This window comes from Streptomyces populi, assembly GCF_002911015.1.
Classification (GTDB): domain Bacteria; phylum Actinomycetota; class Actinomycetes; order Streptomycetales; family Streptomycetaceae; genus Streptomyces; species Streptomyces populi.
Map to the genome: position 1 here is coordinate 98,209 of NZ_KZ626845.1, position 13,520 is coordinate 111,728.

Sequence of the window (13,520 nt, forward strand, 5' to 3'; positions counted from 1 at the left end):
CGCCCATGGACGAGGTCGACGTGCTCAGATCCCGGATGTGAGGCCGCGCGGGCCCGACTGCCGTGAGTGCGTTCTGCCGGCCCCGCCCCGGTCCACCGGTGCCGGACCAGTGGCCGGCCCGGCTGTCCCGGCGGCGGGCCTCCTTGTCCGGACCCGCCCGCTCCCGGGCCCGGACCCCGTTCCCCCGCGGTCCTACGCCAGCACGGCGAAGCCGTCGAGTTCGACCAGCGCCTGTTCGTCCCACAGGCGCACGGCGCCGACGACGGCCATCGCGGGGTAGTCGCGGCCCGCCGACCGGCGCCAGATGCGGCCCAGTTCGGCGGCGTGGGCGCGGTAGTCGGCGACGTCCGTGGCGTAGACCGTGACCCGGGCGAGGTCCGCGGGAGTGCCGCCCGCCGCACGCAGCGCGGTCAGCAGGTTGGCCAGCGCCCGCTCGAACTGCTGGGGCAGGGTCTCCCCCACCACCTTCCCGTCCACGTCCAGCGCGGTCTGTCCGGCCAGGAAGACGACCCGGGAGCCGGTGGCGACGACGGCGTGGGAGAAGCCGGCGGGCGGGGAGAGTTCGGGCGGGTTGACGCGCTCGGCGGTCACCTGGACACCTTTCTTTCCGGACACCCGGCGGTCACCGGGACACCGCGCCTTCCGGCCGCTCGGCCGTCCTGTACAACTCCTTGGCGATGATGGCCCGTTGGACCTCGCTGGCGCCCTCGTAGATGCGTGGCGCGCGCACCTCGCGGTAGAGGTGTTCGAGCAGGTGGCCCCGGCGCAGGGCGCGGGCGCCGTGCAGTTGGACGGCCGTGTCGACGACGTACTGGGCGGTCTCGGTCGCGAGCAGCTTCGCCATCGCCGCCCGCCGGGGCACGTCCTGGGCCCCCTCGTCGTGCGCCGCCGCGGCCGCGTACACCATCAGGCGGGCCGCCTCGGTGCGCAGTGCCATCTCGGCGACCTGGTGGGCCACGGTCTGCAAGTCCTTCAGCGGGCCGCCGAACGCCTCGCGCCGGGACGTGTGCGCGAGGGTGGCGTCCAGCGCGGCCTGCGCCATGCCGACGGCGAAGGCGCCCACGCTCGGCCGGAAGAGGTTGAGGGTGTTCATGGCGACCCGGAAGCCGTGGCCGGGCTCGCCGAGGACGTCGTCCGCCGTGACGGGTACGGCGTCGAAGGCGAGGGCGCCGATGGGGTGCGGGGAGAGCATGTCGAGGGGGGTGCCGGTGAGGCCGGGGCGGTCGGCGGGGACGAGGAAGGCGGTGACCCCGCGGGCTCCCGCGCCGGGCGTGGTGCGCGCGAAGACGGTGTAGAGGTCGGCCTCGGGGGCGTTGGAGATCCAGCACTTCTCGCCGGTCAGCCGCCAGCCGCCGGTGCCGTCCTCGTCCGCCCGCAGCGCCAGCGCGGCGGCGTCCGAGCCCGCGCCGGGCTCGCTCAGCGCGAAGGCGGCCACCGCGTCGCCGTCCGTGACCCCGGGCAGCCAGCGCGCGCGCTGGGCCGCGGTGCCGTACGCGTGGACGGGATGGGCGCCGAGTCCCTGGAGGGCGAGCGCCGTCTCGGCCTCGGTGCAGACCTGGGCCAGGGACTCGCGCATCAGACAGAGGTCGAGGGCGCCCGAGGAGAACAGGCGGGAGAGCAGGCCGAGCCGGCCGAGCGCGGCGACGAGCGGGCGGTTGACGTGGCCCGGTTCGCCCTTGTCGGCCAGGGGGCGCAGCTGCTGCCCGGCCAGCGCGCGCAGCTCGGCACACCAGGCGGTCTGCCCCGGATCGAGCGAGAATGCGGTCATTGCCCGTCCTCTCTCCCCATCGGACGCCACCCACGCTATCGCGAACCGTTGACTGTCGTCACCAACACGATACGCTCCTTGTGCGAGCCCACCACGACGCCCACCGGGGCGGCCCACCAAGGCAAGGGGGCGAGACGCCATGGACCTTGTGGATCCCCTGGATCCCGAAGACACCCCGGAGCCGGCCCGCTCGGCCCACGTCGACACCTTCGCGCGCGACCACCTCCCGCCTCCCGACCAGTGGCCCGAGCTCCGCTTCGACCTGCCCGGGCTGCGCTACCCCGCCCGGCTCAACTGCGCCGCCGAACTCCTCGCGGGCACCGACGCCGGACGGCCGGTGTTCCGCACCCCCTCCGGCCCGCCGTGGACGTACGGGCAGCTGCGCGCCCGGGTCGACCGGATCGCCCATGTGCTGACCGGCGAGCTGGGTGTCGTCCCGGGCAACCGGGTGCTGCTGCGCGGCCCGACGACACCGTGGCTGGCGGCCTGCTGGCTGGCGGTGCTGAAGGCGGGCGCGGTCGCCGTCACGGTGCTCGCGCAGCAGCGGCCGCACGAGCTGGGCACGATGTGCTCGATCGCGCGGGTGACGCACGCACTGTGCGACGTCCGCTCGGTCGACGACCTGGTCAAGGCCGAGGTCCCGGGGCTGCGGATCACGACGTACGGCGGCGACGGGCCCGGCGATCTGCTGCTGCGGATCACCGGCGCCCCGGACGAGCCGTACGAGGCGGTGGACACGGCCGCCGACGACGTGGCGCTGATCGCGTTCACCTCGGGCACCACCGGCCGGCCCAAGGGCTGCATGCACTTCCACCGTGACGTGCTGGCGATCGCGGACACCTTCTCCGAGCACGTGCTGCGGCCCCACGAGGACGACGTCTTCGCGGGCAGTCCTCCCCTGGGGTTCACCTTCGGGCTCGGCGGTCTCGTGGTCTTCCCGCTGCGCGCCGGCGCCTGCTCCCTGCTGCTCGAGCAGGCGGGGCCCCGGCAGATGCTGCCCGCGATCGCCGAGCACCGGGTCTCCGTGCTGTTCACCGCGCCGACCGCCTACCGGGCGATGCTCGCGGAACTCGCGGAGTCCGGGCACGACATCGGGTCGCTGCGGCGCTGTGTGTCCGCGGGCGAGAACCTGCCCGCCGCGACCTGGCAGGACTGGCGGGAGCGCACCGGGCTCGGCATCATCAACGGCATCGGCGCCACCGAGCTGCTGCACATCTTCATCTCCGCCGCCGACGAGGACATCCGCCCGGGTGCGACGGGCGTGCCCGTGCCGGGCTGGCAGGCGCGGGTGGTCGACGACGGGGGGACGCCGGTGCCGGACGGCGAGCCCGGCCTGCTCGCCGTGCGCGGTCCGGTCGGCTGCCGGTATCTCGCCGATCCCCGGCAGCGGGAGTACGTGCGCGGCGGCTGGAACATCACCGGCGACACCTACGTGCGCGACCCCGACGGCTACTTCCGCTACGTGGCCCGCGCCGACGACATGATCATCTCGGCGGGGTACAACATCGCGGGCCCCGAGGTCGAGGACGCGCTGCTGCGGCACCCGGACGTCCTGGAGACGGCCGTCGTGGGGCGGGCCGACGAGGCGCGCGGGCAGATCGCGGTGGCCTACACCGTGCTCAAGGAGAATGCCCGCCGGGACGCGGAGGCGCTGCGCGCCTTCCTCAAGTCCGAGCTGGCACCGTACAAGTGCCCCCGCGAGATCGTCTTCCTGGACGCGCTGCCACGGACCGCCACGGGCAAGCTCCAGCGGTTCAGACTGCGGGAGGAGCCCCCTTCCGGCGCCGCCGGGACGCCGGCCCCCGCGCACGACGAACCGGCCCCGGTGCCCGAGGAGCCGGCCCCCGCTCCCGAGGACGGCTTGCCCCCGAGCGGCGATCCCAAGTGATCTTGGCGCACTAGAGTGATCAACGTGTCAGAGCACCACACCCCCCGGTCCCTCATCGTCACCTTCTACGGCGCTTACGGCCGCTTCGCGCCCGGCCCGGTGCCGGTGGCCGAGCTGATCCGGCTCCTCGCCGCGGTCGGCGTCGACGCACCCTCGGTGCGCTCCTCCGTGTCCCGGCTCAAGCGCCGCGGACTGCTGGAGCCGGCGCGCACGCCGGCGGGCGCGGCCGGATACGCGTTGTCGCCGGACGCACGGCAGCTGCTCGACGACGGCGACCGCAGGGTGTACGCGACGGCGCCCCCCGAGGACGAGGGCTGGGTGCTCGCCGTCTTCTCCGTGCCCGAGTCGGAACGGCAGAAGCGGCACGTCCTGCGCTCGCGACTGTCCGGTCTCGGCTTCGGCACGGCCGCTCCCGGGGTGTGGATCGCCCCGGCACGGCTGTACGAGGAGACCCGGCACACCCTGGAGCGGCTGCGGCTCGACACGTACGTGGAGCTGTTCCGCGGCGAGCACCTGGGGTTCGCCGCGACCGTCGACGCGGTGGCGCGCTGGTGGGACCTGACCGCGATCGCCGCGGAGCACGAGGCGTTCCTCGGCCGGCACGCGCGCGTGCTGCACACCTGGGAGGAGCGGACGGACACCCCGCCGGAGGAGGCCTACCGCGACTATCTGCTCGCCCTCGACTCCTGGCGCCACCTCCCCTACACCGACCCGGGGCTGCCCCCGGCCCTGCTCCCCGGCGACTGGCCCGGCGCCCGCTCGGCCGCCGTCTTCCAGGCGCTCCACGAGCGACTGCGGGACGCGGGTGCGGAGTTCGCCGGGGTGCCGGTGTGGTCCTGACCCCGGACGCGCTCAAGTCCCCAGGGTGAGACGGGGTTTGGGCGCGTCGGTGCGGCCGGTCTGCGGGCGGCGGCTGCCCGCGCGGTAGGGCGTCGGCCAGTCGGCGCCCGGCCCCTCGTAGCCCTGTTCGGCCGCCGCGTGCAGGGTCCAGTTCGGGTCGTACAGGTGCGGCCTGGCGAGCGCGCACAGATCGGTGCGCCCGGCCAGGATCAGGGAGTTGACGTCGTCCCAGGAGGAGATCGCGCCGACGGCGATCACCGGGAGCCCGGTCTCGTGCCGGATCCGGTCCGCGTACGGCGTCTGGTAGGAGCGGCCGTACTCGGGCCGCTCGTCCGCCACCACCTGGCCGGTCGACACGTCCACCGCGTCGGCGCCGTGCGCGGCGAAGGCCCGCGCGATCGCGACCGCGTCGTCCCCGGTGGTGCCGCCCTCGGCCCAGTCGGTGGCGGAGATGCGGACGGTCATCGGCCGCTCGGCGGGCCACACCGCCCGCACCGCGTCGAACACCTCGAGCGGGAAGCGCAGCCGCTTCTCCAGCGATCCGCCGTAGGCGTCGGTGCGCCGGTTGGTCAGCGGGGAGAGGAAGCCGGAGAGCAGGTAGCCGTGGGCGCAGTGCAGTTCGAGGAGGTCGAAACCGCAGCGGGCCCCGCGGCAGGCGGCCGCGGTGAACTGCTCGCGCAGATCGGTGAGCTGGGCGCGCGAGAGCTCGCGGGGGGTCTGGCTGCCCGGCTTGTACGGGAGCGGGGAGGCGGCCACGAGGGGCCAGTTGCCGTCCGGCAGGGGTTCGTCGATGCCCTCCCACATCAGCCGCGTGGATCCCTTGCGGCCGGCGTGGCCGAGCTGGAGACCGATCGCGGCGCCCGGCGCCTGACGGTGCGTGAAGTCCACGATCCGCCGCCAGGACTCGGCCTGCCGGGCGGTGTAGAGGCCCGCGCAGCCGGGCGTGATGCGGCCCTCCGCGCTGACGCACACCATCTCGGTCATCACCAGTCCCGCGCCGCCCAGGGCCCGTGCGCCCAGGTGGACGAGGTGGAAGTCGCCGGGCACGCCGTCCACGGCCGAGTACATGTCCATCGGTGAGACGACGACCCGGTTGCGCAGGGTCAGTCCGCGCAGCCGGAACGGGGTGAACATGGGCGGGGTGCCGGGCGGGCAGCGGAACTCGCGCTCGACCGCGGCCACGAAACGCGGATCGCGCAGCCGCAGGTTGTCGTGGGTGACGCGGCGGCTGCGGGTGAGCAGGTTGAACGCGAACTGCCGGGTGGGCTGGCCGAGATAGCGGGCGAGGTCCTCGAACCAGCCGAGGCTGGCGCGGGCGGCCCGCTGGGTGGAGGCGACGACCGGGCGCCGCTCCTCCTCGTACGCGGTCAGCGCCTCCTCCAGGGAGGGCTGTTCCTCCAGACAGGCGGCCAGCGCGAGCGCGTCCTCGACGGCGAGCTTGGTGCCGGAGCCGATGGAGAAGTGGGCGGTGTGCGCCGCGTCGCCGAGCAGCACCAGATTGCCGTGCGACCAGCGGTCGTTGACGATCGTCCGGAACGTCGTCCACGCCGATCTGTTGGAGCGCAGCGGGCGTCCGCCGAGCGCGTCCGTGAAGATCTTGCCGCACCGTTCGACGGACTCCGCCTCGTCGAGGTCCGCGAACCCCGAGGCGCGCCAGACCTCTTCGCGCATCTCGATGATGACGGTGGAGGCGTCGGCCGAGTACGGATAGCCGTGCAGCTGCATCACGCCGTGCTCGGTCTCGGCGATCTCGAAGCGGAAGGCGTCGAAGGCGAAGTCGGCGGCGAGCCAGACGTAGCGGCAGCGGTGCTCCTCGACGGACGGCCGGAACACCTCCGCGTGGGCCTCGCGGGTGAGGCTGTGCACGCCGTCGGCGGCGACGACGAGGTCGTACGCCGCCATCAGTTCGTCCACGGGCGGGGCCTCGGCCGTGAAGCGCAGGTCGACGCCGAGCGAGCGGCAGCGCTCGTGCAGGATCTCCAGGAGCCGGCGCCGTCCGAGCGCGGCGAAGCCGTGGCCGCCGGAGGTGTGCCGCACTCCGCGGTGCACGATGTCGATGTCGTCCCAGCGGACGAACTCGGCCTGGAGCGCCGCGTACACGACCGGGTCGGCGTGTTCGATGTTGCCCAGGGTCTCGTCGGACAGGACGACACCGAAGCCGAAGGTGTCGTCGGGCGCGTTGCGTTCCCAGACGGTGATCTCACGGTCCGGGTCCAGGCGCTTGAGGAGGGCCGCGGCGTAGAGGCCGCCGGGGCCCCCGCCGATCACCGCGACCCGCCTCGCGCCGCCGTTCACGCGCATCCCGGACTCACCTCCCCCGCCACTTCGGGGCCCGCTTCTCCGTGAAGGCCGCGTGGAACTCCGTGTAGTCCTCGCCGTTCATGAGCAGGGCCTGGGTCGCGGCGTCCAGTTCGACGGCGGCCGCGAGCGGCATGTCCAGTTCGGCGGTGAGCAGCGCCTTGGTCTGGGCGTACGCCAGGGCCGGGCCGTCGGCGAGGCGGCGGGCCAGTGCTTGGGCGCCCTCGTCGGCGTGCCCCTCGTCGGTGAGTTCGCTGATCAGCCCGATGCGCTCGGCCTCGGGCGCGCGCACCGGTTCGCCGAGCATCAGCAGCCGGGTCGCGTGGCCGAGCCCGACCACGCGGGGCAGCAGGTAGGCCGCGCCCATGTCGCCGCCGGACAACCCGACCCGGGTGAAGAGGAAGGCGAAGCGGGCGCTCGGGTCGGCCACCCGGAAGTCCGCGGCCAGCGCCAGCACGGCCCCGGCGCCCGCCGCCACCCCGTGCACCGCCGCGATCACCGGGAACGGGCATTCCCGTACGGCCCTGACGACCTGCCCGGTCATCCGGTTGAAGTCGAGGAGCTGGGCGGTGTCCATCGAGAGGGTCGCGCCGATGATCTCGTCGACGTCGCCGCCGGAGCAGAATCCGCGGCCCTCGCCGGCGAGCACCAGGGCGCGCACGGACCGTTCGCGGGACAGTTCGGCGAGCAGGTCGCGCAGGTCGGCGTAGGCGCCGAAGGTGAGCGCGTTGAGCTTCTCGGGGCGGGTCAGGGTGACCGTGGCGACGCCGTCGGTGAGCTCGTACCTCAGATGGTGCCAGTCGGGGGTGCGGCCGGCGGAGCCGGTGAAGGGACTCATGGCGGGCGGCCTCCTAGGGCGGGGGCGACGCGATGCGGCTGTCCTACCAAGCTATCACCGATTTGTGACTGTCGTCACGAGTCCGCGATAGAGTGATCGCGCACTCGTGTGTACCGGCAGCCGGGGCGCTCCGGGGGCGGCGGGACGTGACGCGGCGGGGAGGCGCGGCGCGGGGTGACACGGTGCGGGGTGATGGCTGCGATTCGTGAAGCGACGGGCGCGTGCGGTGAGGGTGCGGCCACAGAAAGTGAAGGGACGGCCGCGGGCGAGGCGCGGTCCGTCACCGCGTCACCGGTCGTCGACAGCCGTGTAACGGCGGGAGCGGACGCGGGAGGGGGACCGTTCGTCCGGGTACAGGACCCGTATCGGACCGAACGTCCCGAAAGGAGGCCGCGGCCGCCCGGGGACACATCGGCCGATGTCCCGAGAAAGCCCACCGCGCGCGTTCCCCGGAGTGCGCCGTACCATTCCTAAGGTTGTAAGCAGGACGCCCTGCTCCACGAACGGACCCGCCTTGCACGACATTCCAGCACCCGCCTTCTGGCGCATCGCGCTGCCGCACACCTTCGCGGCCGTGCCGGTGGCCCGCGCCCTGGTCCGCAGGGCGTTCTCGGAACGCGAGCACGCGGCCGACAGCGACACCGCAGAGCTGCTCACCGCGGAGCTGGTCGCCAACGCCGTCGAGCACACCGCGGGCGACGGACCGATAGAGCTGGTCGTGGAACTGATGCCGACCGGCTGCCGGGTCGAGGTGCACGACCCGGACCCGGCGCCGCCGCTGGACCTCACCCTGCCGCACCCGCCCGGTGAGCCGGACCCCTGGCAGGAGCACGGGCGCGGCCTGCTGCTGCTCCGGGCCCTCAGCTCCGCCTGTGGGCACCGCCCCACCGATTCGGGCAAGGCGGTCTGGTTCCGGCTGCCCGTGATTCCCGCCCAGCGGCAGCCGGTGCTGTAGCGGTGCCCGCCCGGGCGGCCGCAGCGGTCAGGCCAGCGTGGCGACCATGATCGCCTTGATGGTGTGCAGCCGGTTCTCGGCCTGGTCGAAGACGACGGAGTGCGCCGACTCGAAGACCTCGTCGGTGACCTCGAGCGAGTCGAGTCCGTGCACCTCGTACAGCTCACGGCCCACCCGGGTGCCGAGGTCGTGGAAGGCCGGGAGGCAGTGCAGGAACTTCACGTCCGGGTTGCCGGTGGCGCGCAGCACGTCCATGGTCACGGCGTACGGGACGAGGGCGGCGATGCGCTCGGCCCACACCTCCTTGGGCTCTCCCATGGAGACCCAGACGTCGGTGGCCACGAAGTCGGCCCCCCGCACCCCCTCGTCCACCTGCTCGGTGAGGGTGACGCGGCCGCCGTTCTCCGCGGCGAGTCCGCGGGCCCGCTCGACGATCTCGTCGGCCGGCCAGTAGGCCTTCGGGGCCACGATCCGCACGTCCATGCCGAGCAGGGCCCCGGTGATCAGGTACGAGTTGCCCATGTTGAAACGGGCGTCCCCCAGGTAGGCGAAGGCGATCTCACCGACCGGCCTGGCGCAGTGCTCGGTCATCGTGAGGACGTCGGCCAGCATCTGGGTGGGGTGCCAGTCGTCCGTGAGGCCGTTGTAGACCGGCACTCCGGCGTGGGCGGCCAGCTCCTCCACCGCGGCCTGGCTGTCGCCGCGGTACTCGATGGCGTCGAACATGCGGCCGAGCACGCGGGCGGTGTCCTTCACCGACTCCTTGTGGCCGATCTGCGAGCCGGACGGGTCCAGGTACGTCGTCGAGGCACCCTGGTCCGCGGCCGCGACCTCGAAGGCGCAGCGGGTGCGCGTCGAGGTCTTCTCGAAGATCAGCGCGATGTTCCTGCCCTGTAGATACCGGGTCTCCGCCCCGGCCCTCTTGGCCGCCTTGAGCCCGGCGGCCAGCTCGACCAGGCCGAGGAACTCCTCCTCCGTGAAGTCCAGCTCCTTGAGGAAGTGACGGCCGACGAGGGCGGTCGGGACTGTCGCCATGGGGGCGCTCCAGGGATGACGGGGTGAGGGCGGGACCGGACTTCTGGAATTCTATACGACGCCTAGCATTTATATGCGGCCAATAGTTCGACTCGTGTGCCGACCCCACGCGCCGCTCCCCCATCGGTTCCACCGGCGGCCCGGCACGAAGCCCCGCCCGAGGTCCCGCACGCGCCCACCCCTCGCACCCGCCCCCCGCACCCAACCCCCCGCGCGAGCCCGTGCGCGACTCCGGCGGGAGCCCCGGCGGGACCTCCGCACGGGGTCGCGTTCACACGGGGTCGCGTTCGACGGGACAGCTCATGCAGCGCGGGCCGCCCCTGCCCCGGCCCAGCTCGCTGCCCGGGATCTCGATCACCTCTATGCCCTGCTTGCGCAGATGGGTGTTGGTGGTGGCGTTGCGCTCGTAGGCGATGACGACGCCCGGCTCGACGGCGAGGACGTTGCAGCCGTCGTCCCACTGCTCCCGCTCGGCCGCGTGCACGTCCTGCGTCGCGGTCAGGACCCGGATCTCGCTCAGGCCGAGCGCCGCGGCGATGGCGCGGTGCATGTGCTCCGGGGGATGGTCGGTGACCTTCAGCTCCTTGTCGCCCGCGCCCGGCTCGATGGTGTACGAGCGGAGCATGCCGAGCCCCGCGTACTGCGTGAAGATGTCGCCGTCGACCATCGTCATCACGGTGTCGAGGTGCATGAGCGCCCGCCGCTTGGGCATGTCGAGCGCCACGATGGTGCGCGCCGAGCCGGCCGCGAACAGCTTGTGGGCGAGCATCTCGACGGCCTGGGGCGTCGTCCGCTCGCTCATGCCGATGAGCACCGCGCCGTTGCCGATGACCAGGACGTCACCGCCCTCGATGGTGGACGGGTAGTCCGCCTGCCCCTCCGACCAGAGGTTGAAGCCCTCCTCGCGGAAGAGCGGGTGGTGCCGGTAGATCGCCTCGAAGTGCACGGTCTCGCGCTGCCGGGCCGGCCAGCGCATGGCGTTGATGGAGACGCCGTCGTAGATCCAGGCCGAGGTGTCACGGGTGAAGAGGTGGTTGGGCAGCGGCCGCAGGAGGAAGTCGTCGAGGTCCATGACGTGGAAGCGCACGGAGGTCGGTTCCGCGTGCGCTTCCAGGAACTCGCGCTTGGTCATGCCGCCGACCAGTGCGGACGCCAGTTCCGCGGCGGGCATGGCCTCGAAGGCGGCCCGGAGGTGGTCGGTGGCGAGCGGCCCGTACTCCTTCTCGTCGAAGACCCGGTCCAGGACGAGCGACCTGGCCGCCCCGATCGCCAGGGTCTCGGCGAGCAGGTCGCCGAAGAGGTGGACGACGACCCCGCGGTCGCGCAGCACGTCGGCGAACCCGTCGTGTTCCGCGCGCGCCCGGCGCACCCAGAGCACGTCGTCGAAGAGGAGCGCGTCCTTGTTGCTGGGGGTGAGCCTCTTGAGCTCGAGATCGGGCCGGTGCAGGATGACGCGGCGCAGCCGCCCGGCCTCGGAGTCGACGTGGAATCCCATGCCTCCATCCTGACCATCCGGACGCGTGTTCACCCGTGGATCGTCAGGGTCCGCCCGACAATTCCCGTCCGCCCCACGACACCGCGCGCGCTTCCCCCGGCCCTTCGGGCAGGGACGTCTCCTCCGTGACACCGGATTCATTTCGTCCCCTTGACGATAAGCACGTCCCCCATTATCGTCTTGATGACGACAACGAAGGACGTGGAGCCGCCGGGACCGCCCGGCGCCGAGGGGGTACTCATGGCCGACATCACACGACGCCTCGGCTGGCGCCATCTGCGCGGGGCGCCCACCGCCCACATCCGGCACCACAAGTCGGGGCAACTGGTCCACGACGGCCCCGGACTCAGCTTCTGGTACCGCTCACTGACCGCCGCTCTCTCCGAAGTACCGGTCGACGACCGTGAGTTGGCGATGACCTTCCACGCCCGTACGTCCGACTTCCAGGACATCGCGGTGCAGGCGACCGTCACCTACCGGATCAGCGACCCCGCGGTCGCGGCCTCCCGCATCGACTTCTCCATAGACCCCGACTCCGGGGCCTGGCGCGGCACCCCGCTGGAGCAGCTGGGCTCGCTGCTGACCGAGACGGCCCAGCAGCACGCGCTCGACGTGCTGGCCCGCACATCGCTGGCGTCCGCACTGGTCGACGGTGTCGCCGCGGTGCGGGAACGGATCGCGGGCGGCCTCGCCGCCGAACCCCGGCTGCCCGCCACCGGCATCGAGGTGGTCGCGGTACGGGTCGTCGCGCTGCGCCCGGAGCCCGAGGTGGAACGGGCGCTGCGCACCCCCGCCCGCGAGCAGATCCAGCAGGACGCGGACAAGGCCACGTACGAACGCCGGGCGGTCGCCGTCGAACGGGAACGCGCCATCGCCGAGAACGAACTCGCCAGCCAGATCGAACTCGCCCGGCGCGAGGAGCAGTTGGTCGAGCAGAAGGGCACGAACGCGCGCCGCGAGGCCGAGGAACACGCGGCGGCGGACGCGGTGCGCGCCGGGGCGGAGGCGGCCCGCACGGTCCGGCTCGCCGAGGCCGAGGCCACCCGGTCGCTGCGGCTCGCCGAGGCGGAGGCCACCCGCAAGGTACGGCTCGCGGGGGCCGAGGCGCAGGCCGAGCGCGAGGTCGGCGCGGCGCGGGCCGAGGCGCAGGCGGCCTGGCTGCGGGTCCACGGCGACGTCGACGTCGCCACGCTGCACGCCCTGACCGGGAGCCGGCTCGCGGAGAACCTGCCGCGGATCGAGAACCTCACCGTCTCGCCCGACGTCCTCACCGGGCTGCTCGCCAAGCTGGGCAACGGGGCCGCCGAGGACCGGGCGTGAGTCTCGCCCCCCGGGTCGTCCTCGTCCACCGGACCACCGAGTACGAGGAGTTGACGGCCCGGCACGGCACGCACGGGCAGGCGGCGTTCTTCCTGGCCTCGCGCGGCCGGGACATCGCGGAGGTGGCCGAACGGCACCGGCGCTCCCGCGAGGCGCTCGCCGCCGTGGTCGCGGCCATTCCGCTGACCTGGCGTCAGGCGCGCGTGGAACGTTCCGACCTGGACCGCTTCCTGTTCGCGCCGGAGGACGTGGTGGTCGTGGTCGGGCAGGACGGGCTGGTCGCGAACGTCGCCAAGTACCTGGAAGGCCAGCCGGTGGTGGGGATCGACGCCGACCCCGGGCGCAATCCCGGCGTGCTGGTGCGGCACCGGCCCCGGGACGCGGGCGCGCTGCTGGCCTCGGCGCACGGGGGCGGCGCCGACGAGCTGACCATGGTCGAGGCGGTCGCGGACGACACCCAGCGGCTGGTCGCGCTCAACGAGATCTATCTGGGAGCCGCGGGCCATCAGACGGCCCGCTATCGGCTGGGGCTCGACGAGTACGGGGGTGCCGTCGAGTCCCAGGCGTCCTCCGGGGTGCTGGTGGGGACCGGGACCGGGGCCACCGGCTGGCTCCGGTCGGTGTGGCAGGAGCGGGGCGAGCGGATGCCGCTGCCGGGGCCCACGGACGAACGGCTGCTCTGGTTCGTCCGCGAGGCCTGGCCGTCGCCGGCCACGGGCACCTCGCTCGTGGCCGGCGAACTCACCGCCTCGGGAAAGCTGTCCCTCACGGTGGAGTCGGACCGGCTCATCGTCTTCGGGGACGGGATGGAGGGGGATGCGGTGGAGCTGGTCTGGGGGCAGACGGTGCACGTGGGTGTGGCCGGGGTTCGGCTCCGCCTGGTCGGTTAGGTTCGCTTCGCTCCCTCACCGACCGGCCGTGCCGAACCCCGCCGCCCCGGACCGGGCTCTCCCCGGCCGGGGTCGGTCGCGTGCCCCCGGTGGGGGGCGGGTCCCCGGCCGCGGCCCCGGTGGGGGCGGGTTCGGCTGTCCGCACGGTGGGGGCTGAGCGCGCCGTTCCCCGCGCCCCTGACGGGGCCCGGAC

At 73.4% G+C, this 13,520-nt stretch carries 11 protein-coding genes; 5 read left to right on the forward strand and 6 right to left on the reverse strand.

Annotated features, from left to right (window positions below; all coding sequences use genetic code 11):
- Positions 1-192: 192 nt before the first annotated feature.
- Positions 193-591, reverse strand: a complete 399-nt coding sequence (locus CW362_RS05250) for a RidA family protein (RefSeq protein WP_103548231.1) — start codon at positions 589-591, stop codon at positions 193-195.
- A 31-nt stretch (positions 592-622) separates the two neighbouring features.
- Complete coding sequence (locus CW362_RS05255) at positions 623-1,768, reverse strand: acyl-CoA dehydrogenase family protein (RefSeq protein ID WP_103548158.1); 1,146 nt, start codon at positions 1,766-1,768, stop codon at positions 623-625.
- A gap of 139 nt (positions 1,769-1,907) precedes the next feature.
- On the opposite strand from CW362_RS05255, the gene CW362_RS05260 reads away from it, so the two are divergent.
- Together CW362_RS05260 and CW362_RS05265 are read left to right on the forward strand one after the other, a co-directional pair.
- Positions 1,908-3,656: an AMP-binding protein gene (locus CW362_RS05260; protein WP_103548159.1), complete on the forward strand. Its 1,749-nt coding sequence runs from the start codon at positions 1,908-1,910 to the stop codon at positions 3,654-3,656.
- 15 nt (positions 3,657-3,671) lie between these two features.
- Complete coding sequence (locus CW362_RS05265; RefSeq protein WP_103548160.1) at positions 3,672-4,496, forward strand: PaaX family transcriptional regulator; 825 nt, start codon at positions 3,672-3,674, stop codon at positions 4,494-4,496.
- Between the two features lie 12 nt (positions 4,497-4,508).
- On the opposite strand, the gene CW362_RS05270 is transcribed toward CW362_RS05265, so the two are convergent.
- Both CW362_RS05270 and CW362_RS05275 read right to left on the reverse strand, forming a co-directional pair.
- A complete protein-coding gene (locus CW362_RS05270) occupies positions 4,509-6,797 on the reverse strand; it encodes a bifunctional salicylyl-CoA 5-hydroxylase/oxidoreductase (RefSeq protein WP_103548161.1) in 2,289 nt (762 codons plus the stop codon).
- 7 nt (positions 6,798-6,804) lie between these two features.
- Positions 6,805-7,632, reverse strand: coding sequence for an enoyl-CoA hydratase family protein (locus tag CW362_RS05275; protein ID WP_103548162.1), 828 nt, complete (start codon positions 7,630-7,632; stop codon positions 6,805-6,807).
- 514 nt (positions 7,633-8,146) lie between these two features.
- Between CW362_RS05275 and CW362_RS05280 the strand changes: the two genes are divergently transcribed.
- The gene (locus CW362_RS05280; protein WP_240657651.1) at positions 8,147-8,587 is read left to right on the forward strand and encodes an ATP-binding protein; all 441 of its coding nucleotides are present in this window, start codon (positions 8,147-8,149) and stop codon (positions 8,585-8,587) included.
- Positions 8,588-8,614: 27 nt separating this feature from the next.
- Here CW362_RS05280 and argF read toward each other — a convergent pair whose 3' ends face one another.
- Complete coding sequence (gene argF / locus CW362_RS05285) at positions 8,615-9,622, reverse strand: ornithine carbamoyltransferase (RefSeq protein ID WP_103548164.1); 1,008 nt, start codon at positions 9,620-9,622, stop codon at positions 8,615-8,617.
- A gap of 271 nt (positions 9,623-9,893) precedes the next feature.
- Entirely contained in the window at positions 9,894-11,117 is a 1,224-nt protein-coding gene (locus tag CW362_RS05290) for an arginine deiminase (protein ID WP_162683963.1), read from the reverse strand.
- A gap of 240 nt (positions 11,118-11,357) precedes the next feature.
- Between CW362_RS05290 and CW362_RS05295 the strand changes: the two genes are divergently transcribed.
- Positions 11,358-12,437 carry an SPFH domain-containing protein gene (locus tag CW362_RS05295; RefSeq protein ID WP_103548232.1) on the forward strand — a complete coding sequence of 360 codons (1,080 nt, stop codon included), beginning with the start codon at positions 11,358-11,360 and terminating at the stop codon, positions 12,435-12,437.
- The gene (locus CW362_RS05300; RefSeq protein ID WP_103548166.1) at positions 12,434-13,327 is read left to right on the forward strand and encodes a hypothetical protein; all 894 of its coding nucleotides are present in this window, start codon (positions 12,434-12,436) and stop codon (positions 13,325-13,327) included. The genes CW362_RS05295 and CW362_RS05300 overlap by 4 nt, the downstream gene beginning before the upstream one ends.
- The last annotated feature ends 193 nt before the right edge of the window (positions 13,328-13,520 follow it).

Excerpts from the sequence above, each read along its gene's own strand:
- CW362_RS05255 (WP_103548158.1), bottom strand. The coding sequence starts at position 1,768 with ATGACCGCATTCTCGCTCGATCCGGGGCAGACCGCCTGGTGTGCCGAG.
- CW362_RS05260 (WP_103548159.1), top strand. The coding sequence starts at position 1,908 with ATGGACCTTGTGGATCCCCTGGATCCCGAAGACACCCCGGAGCCGGCC.
- argF (WP_103548164.1), bottom strand. The coding sequence starts at position 9,622 with ATGGCGACAGTCCCGACCGCCCTCGTCGGCCGTCACTTCCTCAAGGAG.
- CW362_RS05295 (WP_103548232.1), top strand. The coding sequence starts at position 11,358 with ATGGCCGACATCACACGACGCCTCGGCTGGCGCCATCTGCGCGGGGCG.
- CW362_RS05270 (WP_103548161.1), bottom strand. The coding sequence starts at position 6,797 with ATGCGCGTGAACGGCGGCGCGAGGCGGGTCGCGGTGATCGGCGGGGGC.
- CW362_RS05290 (WP_162683963.1), bottom strand. The coding sequence starts at position 11,117 with ATGGGATTCCACGTCGACTCCGAGGCCGGGCGGCTGCGCCGCGTCATC.
- CW362_RS05275 (WP_103548162.1), bottom strand. The coding sequence starts at position 7,632 with ATGAGTCCCTTCACCGGCTCCGCCGGCCGCACCCCCGACTGGCACCAT.